The organism is Shewanella scandinavica, from assembly GCF_031932065.1.
Lineage (GTDB): Bacteria > Pseudomonadota > Gammaproteobacteria > Enterobacterales > Shewanellaceae > Shewanella > Shewanella baltica.
This window is the reverse complement of the sequence record NZ_JAUOES010000019.1, coordinates 1-15,032: the sequence shown is the minus strand read 5'-3', so window position 1 is coordinate 15,032 and position 15,032 is coordinate 1. Positions and strand designations below refer to the sequence as shown.

General features: G+C 43.3%; 20 protein-coding genes and 1 pseudogene. 11 read left to right on the top strand and 10 right to left on the bottom strand.

What is annotated here, in order from left to right; genetic code table 11:
• Nucleotides 1–286 precede the first annotated feature (286 nt).
• The 9 genes from Q4Q50_RS15685 to Q4Q50_RS15645 all read right to left on the bottom strand — a co-directional run bounded on the left by Q4Q50_RS15685 (nucleotide 287) and on the right by Q4Q50_RS15645 (nucleotide 5,386).
• Entirely contained in the window at nucleotides 287–1,471 is a 1,185-nt protein-coding gene (locus Q4Q50_RS15685) for a site-specific integrase (protein ID WP_173244314.1), read from the bottom strand.
• A 5-nt stretch (nucleotides 1,472–1,476) separates the two neighbouring features.
• Nucleotides 1,477–1,698 (bottom strand): hypothetical protein, encoded by a 222-nt coding sequence (locus Q4Q50_RS15680; protein WP_012089465.1) that lies wholly within the window; start codon nucleotides 1,696–1,698, stop codon nucleotides 1,477–1,479.
• A 134-nt stretch (nucleotides 1,699–1,832) separates the two neighbouring features.
• A complete protein-coding gene (locus Q4Q50_RS15675; RefSeq protein WP_311900117.1) occupies nucleotides 1,833–2,165 on the bottom strand; it encodes a hypothetical protein in 333 nt (110 codons plus the stop codon).
• Nucleotides 2,166–2,173: 8 nt separating this feature from the next.
• Nucleotides 2,174–3,724: a DNA cytosine methyltransferase gene (locus Q4Q50_RS15670; protein ID WP_259578939.1), complete on the bottom strand. Its 1,551-nt coding sequence runs from the start codon at nucleotides 3,722–3,724 to the stop codon at nucleotides 2,174–2,176.
• Nucleotides 3,712–3,951 (bottom strand): hypothetical protein, encoded by a 240-nt coding sequence (locus Q4Q50_RS15665; RefSeq protein ID WP_311900116.1) that lies wholly within the window; start codon nucleotides 3,949–3,951, stop codon nucleotides 3,712–3,714. Before Q4Q50_RS15665 ends, Q4Q50_RS15670 begins: the two co-directional genes overlap by 13 nt.
• On the bottom strand, nucleotides 3,948–4,226 hold the full coding sequence (locus tag Q4Q50_RS15660; RefSeq protein WP_311900115.1) for a hypothetical protein: 279 nt from the start codon (nucleotides 4,224–4,226) through the stop codon (nucleotides 3,948–3,950). Before Q4Q50_RS15660 ends, Q4Q50_RS15665 begins: the two co-directional genes overlap by 4 nt.
• Nucleotides 4,227–4,520 (bottom strand): hypothetical protein, encoded by a 294-nt coding sequence (locus Q4Q50_RS15655; protein WP_311900114.1) that lies wholly within the window; start codon nucleotides 4,518–4,520, stop codon nucleotides 4,227–4,229.
• Between the two features lie 30 nt (nucleotides 4,521–4,550).
• Nucleotides 4,551–4,898 (bottom strand): hypothetical protein, encoded by a 348-nt coding sequence (locus tag Q4Q50_RS15650; protein ID WP_220592641.1) that lies wholly within the window; start codon nucleotides 4,896–4,898, stop codon nucleotides 4,551–4,553.
• A gap of 125 nt (nucleotides 4,899–5,023) precedes the next feature.
• Nucleotides 5,024–5,386, bottom strand: coding sequence for a forkhead box protein (locus tag Q4Q50_RS15645; RefSeq protein WP_311900112.1), 363 nt, complete (start codon nucleotides 5,384–5,386; stop codon nucleotides 5,024–5,026).
• A gap of 889 nt (nucleotides 5,387–6,275) precedes the next feature.
• On the opposite strand from Q4Q50_RS15645, the gene Q4Q50_RS15640 reads away from it, so the two are divergent.
• The 6 genes from Q4Q50_RS15640 (at nucleotide 6,276) to Q4Q50_RS15615 (ending at nucleotide 11,197) form a co-directional block, all read left to right on the top strand.
• Nucleotides 6,276–6,704, top strand: coding sequence for a DUF8479 domain-containing protein (locus Q4Q50_RS15640; protein ID WP_227257035.1), 429 nt, complete (start codon nucleotides 6,276–6,278; stop codon nucleotides 6,702–6,704).
• A gap of 115 nt (nucleotides 6,705–6,819) precedes the next feature.
• On the top strand, nucleotides 6,820–7,560 hold the full coding sequence (locus Q4Q50_RS15635) for a DUF4062 domain-containing protein (RefSeq protein WP_311900111.1): 741 nt from the start codon (nucleotides 6,820–6,822) through the stop codon (nucleotides 7,558–7,560).
• Nucleotides 7,561–7,683: 123 nt separating this feature from the next.
• On the top strand, nucleotides 7,684–8,271 hold the full coding sequence (locus tag Q4Q50_RS15630) for a hypothetical protein (protein ID WP_311900110.1): 588 nt from the start codon (nucleotides 7,684–7,686) through the stop codon (nucleotides 8,269–8,271).
• A 96-nt stretch (nucleotides 8,272–8,367) separates the two neighbouring features.
• A complete protein-coding gene (locus Q4Q50_RS15625) occupies nucleotides 8,368–9,732 on the top strand; it encodes an AAA family ATPase (RefSeq protein WP_311900108.1) in 1,365 nt (454 codons plus the stop codon).
• A complete protein-coding gene (locus Q4Q50_RS15620) occupies nucleotides 9,719–10,375 on the top strand; it encodes an HNH endonuclease (protein WP_311900106.1) in 657 nt (218 codons plus the stop codon). Before Q4Q50_RS15625 ends, Q4Q50_RS15620 begins: the two co-directional genes overlap by 14 nt.
• A 150-nt stretch (nucleotides 10,376–10,525) precedes the next feature.
• Entirely contained in the window at nucleotides 10,526–11,197 is a 672-nt protein-coding gene (locus Q4Q50_RS15615; RefSeq protein ID WP_311900105.1) for a hypothetical protein, read from the top strand.
• Between the two features lie 447 nt (nucleotides 11,198–11,644).
• Here Q4Q50_RS15615 and Q4Q50_RS15610 read toward each other — a convergent pair whose 3' ends face one another.
• Entirely contained in the window at nucleotides 11,645–12,304 is a 660-nt protein-coding gene (locus tag Q4Q50_RS15610; protein ID WP_311900103.1) for a LexA family protein, read from the bottom strand.
• A 118-nt stretch (nucleotides 12,305–12,422) separates the two neighbouring features.
• Here Q4Q50_RS15610 and Q4Q50_RS15605 point away from each other — a divergent pair, with 118 nt between their 5' ends.
• The 5 genes and pseudogenes from Q4Q50_RS15605 to Q4Q50_RS15585 form a co-directional block, all read left to right on the top strand.
• The gene (locus Q4Q50_RS15605) at nucleotides 12,423–12,725 is read left to right on the top strand and encodes a helix-turn-helix domain-containing protein (protein ID WP_259578909.1); all 303 of its coding nucleotides are present in this window, start codon (nucleotides 12,423–12,425) and stop codon (nucleotides 12,723–12,725) included.
• 113 nt (nucleotides 12,726–12,838) lie between these two features.
• Entirely contained in the window at nucleotides 12,839–13,462 is a 624-nt protein-coding gene (locus Q4Q50_RS15600) for a toxin YdaT family protein (RefSeq protein ID WP_311900102.1), read from the top strand.
• Nucleotides 13,463–13,467: 5 nt separating this feature from the next.
• Nucleotides 13,468–13,803 carry a hypothetical protein gene (locus tag Q4Q50_RS15595; RefSeq protein ID WP_311900101.1) on the top strand — a complete coding sequence of 112 codons (336 nt, stop codon included), beginning with the start codon at nucleotides 13,468–13,470 and terminating at the stop codon, nucleotides 13,801–13,803.
• A 157-nt stretch (nucleotides 13,804–13,960) separates the two neighbouring features.
• Nucleotides 13,961–14,694: pseudogene (locus Q4Q50_RS15590) on the top strand (hypothetical protein).
• Between the two features lie 150 nt (nucleotides 14,695–14,844).
• Nucleotides 14,845–15,032 (top strand): helix-turn-helix domain-containing protein (locus Q4Q50_RS15585; protein WP_311900100.1); only part of this gene is annotated, 188 nt, incomplete at its 3' end.

The window sequence follows — 15,032 nt, the reverse complement described above, 5'->3', positions numbered from 1 at the left end:
TTTTCTAGGCTGACTTTTGTAGAGTATTTTTTGTTAAATACTTTAGTATCAAAGGTTTATTAGGTTTGAGCAACAATCATGGGGTGTCAGGGGTCGGAGGTTCGAATCCTCTCATACCGACCAAATTCCAAATAAAAAAGCCTGTAAACTTAATAGTTTGCAGGCTTTTTTATTTTAATCCGATTTTAATATTCATTTTTAAGCGGTCAAACTATGGTCGAACTCAGGTCAAACAGGCTTTCAATAACCGAGGCCATTCAGGCCAGTTTGCCTTAGTTTTTCTAGGCTAATTTGCCATGTTAATCTCTGCATGTGGTACCTCAGTCCATTCCAAATGATCACGAACATAGACCTTGGTAGACTTCGAATCGGTATGCGCCATGCGGCCTTGAGGATCAATCCCCATATCCGAAAACAGTCTTGCAGATAGGGCGCGGATTTCATGAAAAGTCGGCCGCTGATTAACTTCAAGGTGACTAAATAATCCAATGTCATCCCTTACCGCAGAAAATGCTCTGCTAAGGTAGTTTGGATCAAGCTGATAACGGTGGTTAGTTTCAGCGCTTTGCCTAGTATTTCGCTCAGGAACCCGATGAACAACATACGGGCATAAAATCCCATCGCGGCTTCTATCTATAATCCCTTTAATCTCCTGACCGATAGGGATAGCGACATGGCTAGCTTCCTTTTCCTCAACTTTCTGCCTATGGATAAACAGCGTTCCATAGATCCCATCAACCGGAGCCTCAAACCAAATACAGCCGCATTGCCCATCCTTAGGTTTTTTAATGCTGTACTTAATTCGAGAAATTTCTAACCTTGCCTGTGATGCTTGAAGCGCTAACTCCATTGCTGTTTGTAACCAAAGTGGCGCCGCAGCGTGGATAAGTTTGAAAGCATCCAAACTTAAGCGTTGGCGTTCTTTGCCTTTGGTTTTTCGCTTTTTCATCTTTTTGGCGGCAGGGTTATCAACCATCAGCGATTGATCAATGGCGTAATTAATCAACTTTTCAATGAAACCCAGCTTGCGATTATGCACATTAGCACTCGCGTTAGGATGGTACTGGTTAAGAAATCCATTAATATGCTCAAGGCCAATATCCTGGCTTGGTATAGCCTTGAAGTACTCCTTCACTCTCGACGCATCGTTTAGCATAGTGCTAGCGAATTGCTTACTGGGTGACTCCTCTTTGAAAATGATCTCCATCAAACGGTCAACATGATCAGCAAAAGGAAGTTGCTGCTCAGATTCAATACCGCCAGAAGCTTTTATCAGGTCATCTACAATCAACCCAGAACTTGGGCGCATGATCCGGTTATATTCATTTGCTATCTGTATTGCTTGGATTTTATCTTTACCCAGTGATTTCCTAATACCGTTAATCAGGGTAAAGCGGTAAACGCCAGAGTCGATTTCATATCTTAGATATGAAGGAAGATTCTTATTTACCGGCTTTTTTGGGCGCACCATGATACTTACACCGATTCCGCGACCAGATGCATAACCGCATTACTGACAACCTGCGGAACGCCAAAATACTGATCCTCATACACATAGACAGTGCCACTAATGACGGCACCACGAATTTTACCTTTTAATATCCACGTAGAAATGGTTCTATTTTGCGGCATTGACCCTTTAGTGAACTCGCGGCTAGCCCATTCGCGTGCCTTCATTAACTTTGCTGTGTTTTTCATAATAGCCTCTCTTATTTGCTATGACGTTTGTATGTTTACTTGGCCTTAGGCCGATTCCATCGCAGGAACATAAATGCCTTCAGCGTTGATTTTTGTGGTGCAATTACCTTCTAACTCCTCTCTTTGCTGTCAGGTCATTTACCTTCCGTTGCCAAGTCTTTGTCCTTCGGTGCGAAGAACAGTGCGACGGGGCCATCTTCGGTGTCGTGAATACTCAGCAAGAATGAGCCGGCTTTGTCGCAAACGGGGTGCCAGTCACTGATATCGTTATCGCCCTCATCAAAGTAGCGCTCAATGAGGTTTTCAGGCGCATCGAGTTCAAACCAAATCGCCACAAACTCGCCGCCTTGGCGTGCCGCCCATGCTTCGCACTCCACACGGGTTACGCCTTCGTCCCACTCGGGCAAATCTGGATGGGTCCAATAACCTTCTTCACGTTCAACTGTTGCTGCTTGTATCGGGTTCATAAAAACTCCTATGCCGCTTCGGCGGTGTGTATGCAAAGCTCGGGGAGATTTGCGCGGGTGAGTGCTTCGGCAAACGGGGGTGGAACGCTGTTGCCCACACGGGCAACTTGCTGTTTCTTAGTCGATTTGCCGTTGTAGTTACTGATAATGTATTCAGGGTTAAAACCTTGGCAGGCGAACAGCTCATGGGGTTCGAGCATGCGCATACCAATATCGATGATTTGATAGGGCTCACCCTTGATCATCACTAGGCCAAAGCGGTCATTGGTGGTGATAGTGTGCAATGGTTCGTTACATGCCACGCCGTCTTGCTCGTTGCCGTAGTATTTGATGAAGAACGCGCGCACTTCGCCGAGGTGTAAGCCGCCAGCGGTGATCGTGTGTGCGGGTTCATCCATTGCAAAGCCGAGGTTAGTACCACGCAATTTAATCATGTGGCTGGTGATCAGCGCGTTGTGATCAACCGTTGTCACCGTCGGTAAGGGATTATTTAAGTCGTCACCTGGTCCCGAGTAATTGCCGCCGTAATGCTTGCAGATATTGGCCGCCGCCAGTACCGGTTGCACCACCGCAAAGTGACCGCCTTTTACCTCGGCGCATATCGTGCGCAAGGGTTCATCAACGGGCATATTGCGTTGATTACTGGCATTCGCGTGCTCAGTAATAAAAGGGGCTAACGTGACATTTTGCGGAACGATAAACGGCTCCTTGGCATCAAACACAAACTTTTGAATCCCTTTAGCAATGCGCTTCATGGTGTTTTCTGCCAGCGGCTTTTTACGGCCAAAGATGGAGCGACAAGGTAGTGACCAGTCGATGCATTCAGCCGCCGTTCGCCAAGGTTGCAGCTTGCCCGATTTAACCGCTTCGCTATTGGGTGCGCCGTGGGTCGGCTCAGGCCAAACGATGGGCTGACCATCGCAACGGGCGATCATAAATAGCCGTTTGCGAATGGTAGGGGCGCCGAAGTCACAGGCACGTAGTTCGCGCCACTCCACCTTATAACCCAGTCCTTTCATCAGTTTGGCGGTATCGAGTAAGCCTAAGGTTTCGACGCATTCCGCTAACGCTGGGTGCTCCGCATCTATGCCAGTGCTCAACATACTGACAAAGGCGTTAAAGGTTTCGCCTTTGCGCTCAGGGCAGGGGCGCATCGCCTCTGTGACTGGGCATTCAATAACAGGCCCCCACGTTTTAAATTCTTCAACATTCTCAAGCATCAACACGCGCGGCCTAACCATCATCGCCCAGCGAACCGTCACCCAAGCCAAGCCGCGGATCTCTTTACTCACGGGTTTGCTGCCTTTGGCTTTTGAGAAGTGTTTGCAGTCGGGTGAGAACCAAGCTAAATCAACCGGCTTACCTGCCGTAGCTTGCACGGGGTCGATATCAAATACCGACTCGCAGTAGTGCAACGTCTCTGGGTGGTTTGCTGAATGCATCGCAATGGCGTCAGGGTCGTGGTTAATGGCAATATCCACACTGCGACCAATCGCCCACGCTATGCCCGTACTTGCACCGCCACCGCCTGCAAAATTATCGACGATTAAGCCTCGCATGCTGCTTCTCCTTTTATCCTGAGTTTTGATTCTGCGTTGAGTGCGAATACTTCGGCGTCGGCTTGGCCGAAGTCGCTGCACTCGATGGCGTTAAAAGACTTACAAATGCCCCAGCCGTGGTAATTGTTGGGGGTGTACTTCACTTCGATTTGTTGCTGATCGCACATCAAGGTGAAGTAGGGCTTAGATAGCGTGACCACGCCCGCTTTGGTACTGAACGCATTCATGCCGCCTCCTTGTTTTTGTTGTCGCTGGTTTGGCTGACTGGCGAATGGCAGGGCAGGCGCATTGGGTGATATCGGTACGAATACACTATGGTGCGGCTAATGCCCTTGGCTAAGTTGGTTAAGCCGTTGCCCAATGCTTGCCAGTACAGGCAATCTAACGCGCCGAGCGCTAGCGCGATTTTGATTCTGTCGCCCGTTGTGGCCTTGAGTAATAGGCTTAACTTATGGCTGCGATAATGATTTAACAGATGGCGAAACGCCGCTGATTGAGTCATTTATGCCACCTGCTTCGGTTGCAAAGGGCTTGATTGCAAATGAGTTGATTGCAGCTTGGCCCAGTCTATGGCTTTAATGGCCTCGACCGTGGCGGCGATTTGCTCTAACTTCTTTTGCCCGCGCATAAAGTTAGACAGTTCAATACCGTGGCGAGCCGCCGCACGTTCGGCGGGCAGGGCGCTGGTGTAATGCAGTGTTAACGCGGCAATCACCTCGGGCGAACTAATGCGGGTAAGCGACAGCAATAACGCAACGCGCTGCTTTGATTCAAAGCCGGGGAGTAAGTGGTTCATACGCTATTCCTTCCTTTTGAATCAGCAGGGCTAAGCTGCGGCTTCGCCGTTAAACACCACCAGATTGATGATGGGTTTCTTGGTTTTGGGGTTCACCTTGTCCGACAGCTTGTGATAGCGAATATGCACATCGCGGTGGGCTTCTTGGGTCATGGCTAAAACGATGTATTGCTGGCACAGCGCGGGCGTCGATAACGAATGCGACAGGCGTTGTGGCTTCATGGTGTCAAACAAGTGCTGCGCCATATCATCCAACTTAGCTTGGTACTCGTCGGGGCTCAGTTGACGGCGGTTAGGGTGTGCGCCTACTGAGGTGCTGCACTTTTTGGCCGCCTGCTTTTTCGCTAAGGTCATGGACACGCCGTAAACAAAAAACATAATTGCCTCCAACAAGGTGAAACTGTCGCCGTTATCGTTATCGGGATATGGACCATCACCCCTTGGCTGTTTTGCCTAGATAGCCTAAATCGTGAATGTGTGCGGCGGCTCTGCGGCTCTACTGCTTAGCGGCCGATTGGCGTGGCTGTCGTCATAGTGTGCAGCGGATGCACATTAGTGACGGCTTGCGAGTCGTTGCGCCACACCATCACCTTGCCGTACAAACCTTGTTGGGGCTCAGTAAAGCGCAGGCAGAAGTTCAGCCCGAGTTCACCCGTGTGGCGAATAAACTGGCGATAAAATGCTGGGCTTGGGTGGTGATAGGCAAAATGCTTGACCAGCTCGGCGCAACGGACTTGCACCCGTGGGCAATCCATTGGGTCGGTGTGGCCCTTGGCCAGCGCCATCAAGCAGGCAAAACGTATCGCAACCAGTAGACGAAACTCATCGCGTTGCTTAGGTGTGGTGTGAACTTTCGCTAGAATCATTTCCTTGTCCTCGGTAGTGCCCATTGGGAGCAAAGCTCGAAAGGGCAATCAGTCGTTTATGGTTCAGAATGCAGTGCTTGGGGTTAGCTTTCTACACGGCAGTTTTAATCAATGAATTAAATGTACGTTATGTACATATTGAGGTCAATACAAAATGTATATTTATTTTGTATTGCTAGTTTTATAAAAAATAGTGATGTAAGTGCTTATAAATGCATATAAAAAATGAGGGGTTGATATAGGATATGTACAAATTGTTCAATAACATGATAAGGAAGTACTATCTAGAGGATGTAGCTAGTGACTAATTGGTGATGTATTCTGATTTTTGAACTTAACAATCGATGAAAAAATGAACCCGTGTAAAATGGTTTTGTTACATAAAAGGATTCAAGATTTTAAAGGAAACTGTTAATTTTTGGGGATGATAATACATAGGCTTCTAGCAAAACTAGCACTGATGATTCTATGCTTTTACCCTAAAACGAGTTAACAAGTTGTCAGTAGAACAGTAACGAACGGACTTTCTGTCCTAGAAATTTTCATCGTTATACCCGTGTGATGTAATTCACTACTACCCATCAAAAAACTGGATAATTATATAGTCGTATTCAAATCATAAGGATTTTGAACGATTTTCATCCTGTATTTGTGCGCGTTTTCTCATTTTTGTTTAAATAAATAGCATTAAAATTAATGGCTTATACTTTTTATTAAGTAGATAATAGGTTTGAAAAACGCGCATGCGCGTTTTTCTAGGTAGCGTATTTGAGGTAAAGCTGATAACTTCTTTGCAATACAATCAGTTAACAATGCGCGTTTTCACTGGTCTAACGTGATAAACGCGCATGCGCACTAATAAAATGTTATATTTCAAAGGTACACTCCGTTGAATAAAATCATTATGTATGTATTCGTTGTAGTTGGTGCTATAGGTGGTGCAATGTTCGGACGTTGGGCTGTGGACGGTATGTTCTCAAAACCAACCGATTACACAACAGTCCTTATGGAAGTTGCTAACAAGATTAATTCAAATTTACCAATGACTATAGATAGTGAAACCGAGCTTGTATCGACGGTCGGTTTCAAAAATTCGTTTACGTACAAATATAAACTTATAAATTACGATGTATCAGAAATGGACGTTAAGAAGTTTAAGAATGAAATGATTCCTAAACTACAAAATTCAGTATGTACTTCTGAGTCGATGTCTGAATTTCGTAAAATGAAAATAGTGGTTAAATATAGTTATTCTGACGCAAGCCATAAAGAGATAGCAGAGTTCCTAGTTGATACAAAAAATTGTGAAAAAATATAACAAGGCCAGGCACAGCGACTGCTTTTCCATTGCGGCTTCGCCTTCATTGCAAAGCTGCGCGTGCTGGCGACGTTATGCCTCTTAATCAGTCAGTGTTCATTTTAAGGAGAAAAACTTGACATATAGTGCACAGGTACACCGAATTTTGATTGCAAGTCCGGGTGATGTTGAAATGGAAAGGAATCAAATTAGTAATACTATAAATGATTGGAACTGTATTAATTCAGAGGCCCATGAAAAAGTGTTGTTACCAGTTAGATGGGAAACTCATGCAAAACCGGGTGCAGGAAGAGCACAAGAACTAATTAATGATCAATTAGTGAAAACTTGTGATATTTTGATTGGTGTTTTTTGGACGCGCTTAGGCTCACCTACAGGGGAACATGCAAGCGGCACTGTTGAAGAAATTGAGGAGTTTTTGGCAGCAGGTAAACCTGTAATGCTATATTTTTCTGCGAAAAATATGCCTTCAGATGTCGATTTAACTCAGTTGCAACTGCTCCGAGACTTTAAAACAAAAATGCAAAGTCGGTGTTTGTTTTTTGAATATAAAGATCTCATTGAATTAAAAGAACATGTAAATCGTCATATTTCTCTTCAACTAAATGGTACACCTCAGAAAAGCACTGCACCTATTGCTAATCCGCCCAGTCGTAAAGTACTTACAGAAGAAATTTATTTTGAAGATTATTCAAAGAATGGAGTAGTGAAATCCTTTTTGGTTAAGGGAAGTACACAGCAGATTAAAGGTGAACTTGCTCAATTAGGTGGAAAATGGAATTCAACTCTTGATGGTTGGATTTTTTCTAAAAAGAAAGAAGATGAAATTCGTAAATCTCTGCGTGATTTTCTGTAAGTATATGAGGCATAACAAGTTGCTGCACGCGGACTCGATACAGTTGTCGCGGTTTTTGCTAAAAGAAAAAGCAGCAAAAGCAGCACCAACTTACTCGCCGGTGAGCAAGGCGTTAGGCCTTAAATGAGCAGAAAACCTGCTTCATACAACTCACTAAGTTTTCCTGATTTTGAATTTGGTCATTTGTTGCCGCCGAAAATCACAGCTAACAATGTAAATGATTCGGAGCTTAGAGAATGTTTGTCGGCAGCAATCTATTTCGCAAGTCAAATTCAGTCAGCAGAAGGCGCTCTTCATCTTCGAGATGAAAATATTCGAAGTCTTTATTTCCGTGCCGCCCTTGCAGAGTTAATCAGGGTTGAAGATATTACGAAAAAAATTGGTAAGCCACTGAAGTTCGATAAAACAGACAATCCCTTATTGCATACTGTGAAGCTAATGAGAAATTATCAGGTTCACATATCAGGCGTAACACTTGGTGCAGGTTCTGTATTAGTTGGCTCGGGTGGAGTTCATGGAGTATATGAGTCATATATTGTTAACAACCTTGATTCAAATGAGCTCAGAAAGCTAGATAGTGCTGCCAGCTATACAGACGATCAATTAAAAGAGCTAATTTGCCTATTCAGTGAGCATCAGCGAAGATTTGGGGTAGTTCAATTGTTATACAATACATGCGTCTATGTTGGTAAATTGCTAGCGTCGGCCTAACAAGCACCTTAAACATGGCGGCCTGTAGCCGCTGAACTCGCAACAAGTTGCTCGCCGTTTAGGCGATAGTTATATCTTATTGGATTTGAGTCAAATATGAGAATAATAGAACAATATAAAGGGATTCCATTGACGCTCCCAAGTGAGTTGATACATGGTGAAAATTGTTACACCATATTGACGGGTAAAAATGGTGTCGGTAAGAGTAGGCTAATTTCTGAGTTGGCTAGGGAGTATACAGAGCGGTATAGTGTTGGCCGAGAAGAATATGTTTTCCATAATCATTATAAATCTGTTGAACAACCGAAGGTAATTGCAGTCTCAACTAGCCCATTTGATAAGTTTCCACTATATAGAAAGCGATCTGATGTATACGAGATCTCTAATTACAGATATGTAGGAATGAGAAATACTGGCGGTTTTGGAGGAACCTCAGCTGTTTCTCTCATAGCATCTGCTATGGCTGGTCTTTTTGAACAGTTAACTTTAAGTGGTGGTTATGAACGCTTAATTCAAGTATTCGATGTTCTTGGTTTTGATCCTGAAGTTCAGTTTGTTTTTAAACTCAATATAACCTCTACTTATAAACGTGAAAGGTATGAGTTAAATCTTGATATAGGAAATGAACTTCACGATATTCTAAGGGACATAGGTATACCTTTAGAGCCTAGGGTTCTGGAAAGCCTTGAAGGGTTAGATCGAAGATCCATAAAAGAAATTGCAGATGCAATTTCATTCCTTACATCTTTCCGAGACCAAAAAAAAATGTTCTCGATGGAAGTAGACTTTTCATCTTCAAAAAGAATTTTTATTAATAAAGAGCAGTTTACTGATGACATTTTAATGAGATCAATATCTGTTTTATTGAAAAATAACATCATTCGAGTTATGGATGTGAGGCTTCACAAACATGAGTTTGGAGCAATGTCACTGCGACGAGCAAGTTCTGGTGAACAGTGTATGCTTGTTATTATGCTTGGCATTGCTGGGTATATTAATGATAATTCTCTAGTTCTAATTGATGAGCCAGAAATAAGTTTACATCCCATATGGCAAGAGAAATTTACAAGCCTTCTCATAGAAGTTTTTTCAAGTTATAAAGGTTGTCAGTTTATTATTGCAACACACTCACCTCAAATTGTTTCAAACCTAAATTACTCTTCCTGTTTTGTTACTTCAATTACCAAAAGGAAAGTTTATAATTCATCCAAATTTGCATCTCAGTCTTCGGATTTTCAGCTCGCCGAGCTATTTGATGCTCCTGGACCAAAAAATGAATATATAACTAGGCTTGCTTTTTCATTACTGTCAAAAGTTAAAAAACAAAAGTTTGTTTATGCGGAAGATGAAGATAAATTAGAACAATTATTAAACTTTGTTCCAGAGCTCAAAGAAGGTGACGCTGTTCTCGAGTTAATCTTTACAATTAAAGAGGTTATGAAGTTTTATGCCTCTAATTGATGAAGAGTTTAGTTTTAATAGAGAACAACAAGACTTGATTAATCAGAAGCTAGCTGATGATGATTTTGTACATTCCCATTGGGGAAGTGATGATCTTCAAGACATTCGGTCATCTCTTCGTAGATTTTATAGGCGTAAACAGCTAGGTAAATGTGCATTTTGTTTGAATGATGTCTCTTTTGTTTCAGCCGCTAATGCTCAAGTAGAGCATATTGCGCCTAAGTCTTTGCATAGACAGTTTATCTTTGAACCTAAAAACTTGTGTGTAATTTGTGCAGATTGCAACACAATAAAGCGAGATCAAGAAGTACTAAATGAGGTACCTGAAACAGTAAATAAACCAGATGGGAGAGTGAGATACCCAACTGCTTCATCTGCTTTTAAAATAGTACACCCTCACTTTGATGACTATCAACTTCATATAATAAAGCGGGGAAAAGTTTATGTTGATAGAACACCAAAAGGACAGTTTACAATTTCCGCATGTAAACTGAATCGGTTCTTTCATCAATTTGGCTTTGAAGAAGATTTTGTGGATGATGATGCCCTTATAGATCTAATGACTAATTTCATACAAAGTAGTACTACTCATGAAAGAAAGTTAGTGCTAGATGTTCTTAAAGATCTTATGATCCTTATGTAACTATAAGATATAAAAACAATTTAAGAGTGATTCACTACGCTTGGCATTTTGGGTTTGGATCTAGTTTAGTGTTTACGGATTCCACGCTTAGTTATGTGGTAGCGTGGTTCACACCTTAATTGGGCGTTATGTTTCCATGGAGTTCTCAATATGCTGGTGAGTCATTCTGCATTTAAACCTTTAAAAATTAGTTATATAAATGCAATATCTAAAGGTTTGAAAGAGACTGTTGGAGATAAGCAATCATTTACTGAATATGAAAAATATAGTTTTGATGTGATGAGCCGAGCTGTAGAAATTGACTCTGTTTTAGATGGTTTAAAAATCGGGATACATTACCTTGAGCACGCTGATTTAGAACTTATATCATTTAGTTTTTCAAAAGTGTTTGTTTATCATGTTGAAAATATAGTTTCAAGATTAACCACAGTAGAAGAAAGGATTAAATTACTCATTGCTACTTCTCTACTTAAAGGCAACATAAAAATAGCTTCAAACAAAGGTAAATCTCAGTTTGAAAGTTTGGTTAATGATTTTCCGTTAATCAAACATAAATTGATGTTGTTATCCAAAGTGGTTTCGAAATATAAAGTACTTCGTAATAAAATCGCTCATGAATCATCGTACTCTTCAAGAGATACCATAATCGCATCTACTTTAGAAGATACTGAAATAGAGCTTCCTATTAATCATTCTGAAATGAAGCATCATATTTTATCTTCAGCTACTCCTGAATTTTCTAGTTTAATTTTGGAAATAGATGAAAGCGTGAATAGTGTTATATCAGCATTGGGCGAAATATACATAGACTTAATAAAATAAACATAACAAGAAATTCCAGTTGACGCCTACGGCGCAGCTGAATTGGGCGTTAGCCCATAGAAATTATAATTTGAACTTACTAATTTGGGCTAATCGTCTAACTCGGAATTGTCCAAAAGTGAGTTTGAAAGTGATCAAACTTATTATCAAAAAATGACGCTTGCTCTCTGATAATTTTCAAATTAGCACTTCATTAACATTCATAACAGATTCGAGTAAGATTTTTTTGGGTTGTTAATTGATCATTGAGTTTAAAATACGTACGCTCATACTCTTACCTTGGCTACAGAACAGACAGCCAACGCGAGACTAAATGAAATCTGGTGAAGTGTCTTACATTAAATATTACAACCTAGATATGGAACACACCGTCAATGGAAAGTGTGTTCCTAATTAACGTTAAAAGCCTCAATAAAAAAGTGTCCGTTTTCCATTAACAGCAAATGGCTAAGTAATCTTAATTTTAGCATCTACAACAACACCAATGATTCTACAGTCTCCATTGATTGGCATCGTCGGGTATGCAGAATTAAGTGGCCTTAGGAATTTCTGACCTGCATCGATCACCAATTTTTTAAACGTTGCTTCATTTACATCAGTTAACTTTGCAACCACAAAAGACCCATTTTGGAAATCTTTCTCTGTATCCACTAAGACAAGCGTCCCTTCTGGAAAACTTGTTCCAGCGGGAGACGTCATAGAATCTCCTTGTACACGTAACCAAAAACATCGATCACTTGTTCGCTCTGTAGTTTCATACCATTCGTCTGTGCTAGACGACATGCATAGTTCTAAAGCCTCAGTCCAAACTCCAGCCTGCACATAACTAATAACGGGAAATTTTTTCTGGTATGCAACAGGTGATTTCGTGTGTACCACGTTTGAAATCGCTTCATCAGGATATTCTAAAGTCCCATCAGAATGGAGTAAAAGCGAGTCAAGACTGACTGCTTTTAGAATTTTTGCTATTTGGCTTAATGAAGGTTCACGGCGTTTATTCAACCAATGGCCCATTCCTCCCGGAGTTACTTCTATTAACTCTGCGAGCTTTTCTTGGGTCATCCCAATTTCTTTAATTCTGGCTTTAACCAGATCAGTCCAATTCATTTTCATCCCCAAAATGTACATTATGTACAAATACTATCAACGAACAAAATGTACATTCTTGTTGCCTGCTTAATATACATAATGTACATTAAAGTGAAGTGTCAATTCTGAGGTGAGCATGCAACAGATTCGAAACATCAGAGAGAGTGCCGGAATTTCCGTTAAAGCTCTCTCTCAAATCATTGGTACGGATGTGTCAACCTTCTATCACTATGAAACAGGGCGAAGAACTCCTGACTTCAATCAATGCTGGAAAATCGTAAACGCACTTAACCGTCTTGGCGCCCAATGTTCTTTTGCTGATGTATTTCCAAATCCATTGGATATATCAGCAGATGATAGCGTTGCAACTTCTAAACCGGATTGCGAACCCGATGCCAGTAAGCACATTGAAGTATCCACTGTTACGGCTTGCTATTAGCGACTTACATGCATTAGTACGCGAACCGAGATTCAGTTGGTAAGTACAGAGCATCGGTCTAATTAATTTCAAATCTTCAATAACAGTAAGTTAACAGAGAGAGGCTTATTAGCATGAAAACCAATTCACGTAAAAAAGATAGCCGTTTGAATTTGTTGATGAAAACGATTCATCGGGTGTTGGAGTTACCCAAGATGACGCGCTTTGCGCTGGCGATTGATTTTGTTGCGGCGGTTGAGCACCTTGGGCTAAGCGAGGTGCTGGCGGCGGAGGGCATTAGCTTTGCGAGCAGTCAAGACGTGCACAACGATGCGCGGATTAATGCCCAAAAGCTGTTCCGTTGGCTCGGCCAGTACGAGGGCCAACATCCACAGGCTGATCGCTTGTTTCATGTTGAACAAGCACTGGTGGCGGCATTGCCCGAGCATTTGCGGGTGCAGTATCTCAACGATGTGTTTGGTTGCACTGGGGTGACTGTGATTGCTGACCGCATGAATGATGGCCATGTGTTGCATGTGGCCGATATGGCGGCATCGTTAACCAAAGAGAACGCCGAGGCGCAAGTGGCGGTGATCCATTTAGGTCCGGCGCCGAAGCGCGAGCAGTTAGTGGCGGCGCACCGCGAGTTAAAAGAGTCGGCGGCAACCACGCAAGCGAGTATGGCAGCGTTAGAGCTGGCGTACCCGTATTTAGCGAGTCATGGCGGTAAGGCGGCGCAATTCGCGGCCGAGAAGTGATCGCGATGCCGCAATCGAACCTTAACATCAATGTTATCGCCAGTGCTAAGACTGAGCTGCACCAGCAGTTGATCCGCTTGGGCGACATGATCGGCGACGGTTTGCACTTAGAACCCGATGGCAAATGGATTGCGAAAGAGTATGTAAAAGTGGCGCGGGCGTTAGGTTATCGGCCTAAACGGGCTAATCACAGCGCACAGATTAATGCGGTGATGCTTAAGCGGGTGGCTGATGTGCCGTGTGGCCAGTGCGGTTTGGCTTTAAAGCAAACCAAGTCGGGCTCAAAACGCGCCGTGTGTGCCAATGGGCATAAGTGGCAGTTGTTGAAATCAGTTGTTTGAATGACTTGTTGAAATAAGAGAAGGAGTGAATGACATGTTCACAAATCAGTTAAGTGATAACTGGGCGCGTAAAAAACGCCGTTATCAAATTGCCCGTCACAGTTTGGCGACCGATGCGGGCTTGATACCTAAGATCATGAAGTGAGGAGGATAAACGATGTTTGATCCTGAATGTTTGATTTGTTGTTTGGAGGGCGGCGCCGCGTGTTCGGTGCATGGGCAAGTTAGCCGTGCTGATGGGCCCGCCGTGGCCGCGCTTACCGAGATGGAAACCGCGCAAGTGACATTACTCATGATGCAAGCAAAGCAGTTAATGCTTAAGGCGATGGCGCTTAAAGCTAAGTCGAACATGCCTAATAGCACTCAGCCTAACGGCAAAGATCTTAGCGCGGCAACCTCTGAACGGGCAGCGTTAAGTGGCGTGAACATGGGCAAAGACATTGCCTGTTTTCATGGGCATACCACGGCGGATTTGTTTAGACGAACGCAGGTGGGCCGAATGGTTGAGGTGTTAAGGGGTTGCGATGAATTGCAGCATAGTCGCCCCGAGCGTTGGGCGGTTATCGCGACCGACATAGTGGATAAGGCGTTGCTGGGCAGTGGCAAGCAGTTGTTGCTGCCAACGGTGAGCATCGATTGGATCATGAATTACCTGCTGATGGAAGAACAACGCGCGGAACGTTCTATTGCGTTATTGGCAGCGGATGTAGGCGCGGCCGATACGAGCGCGGCTGATATGAGTGCAGCTAATGTGAGTGCCATAGCGACTAGCCGCAACGCGCACATTAAACGGCGTGATTTTTTTAGCCAGTTGCGCAGTAACTTGGCGCAAAGGGTTTACTTGCTTGGCAGTGAAGGCGAGCGGAGGGCAACGGGGCGCATTGCAGTTGACCCGTTGTTGTAGACATAAGAAAGCCCGCTGAAGTTTTGGCGACCGATGCGGGCTTAATACCTATACCTAAAGTGAGGCAATAGCATGTTACTGAAGCATGGGGTTTGCGTCAATTCGAGTTTGTGGGTTGCTCTGTTTGGGGGTGACTTATGAGTATGGAATTGATGGTAAAAGCGATGAAGGCCAAGGTGGGTAATCCACTGCGCAAGCTGGTGTTGATCAAGCTGGCCGATAACGCCAATGACCAAGGCGAATGCTGGCCGAGTTACCAGAACATTGCTGAGCAGTGTGAGATAACCCGCCGCAGTGTGATGAACCACGTAAAAACGTTGGAGGA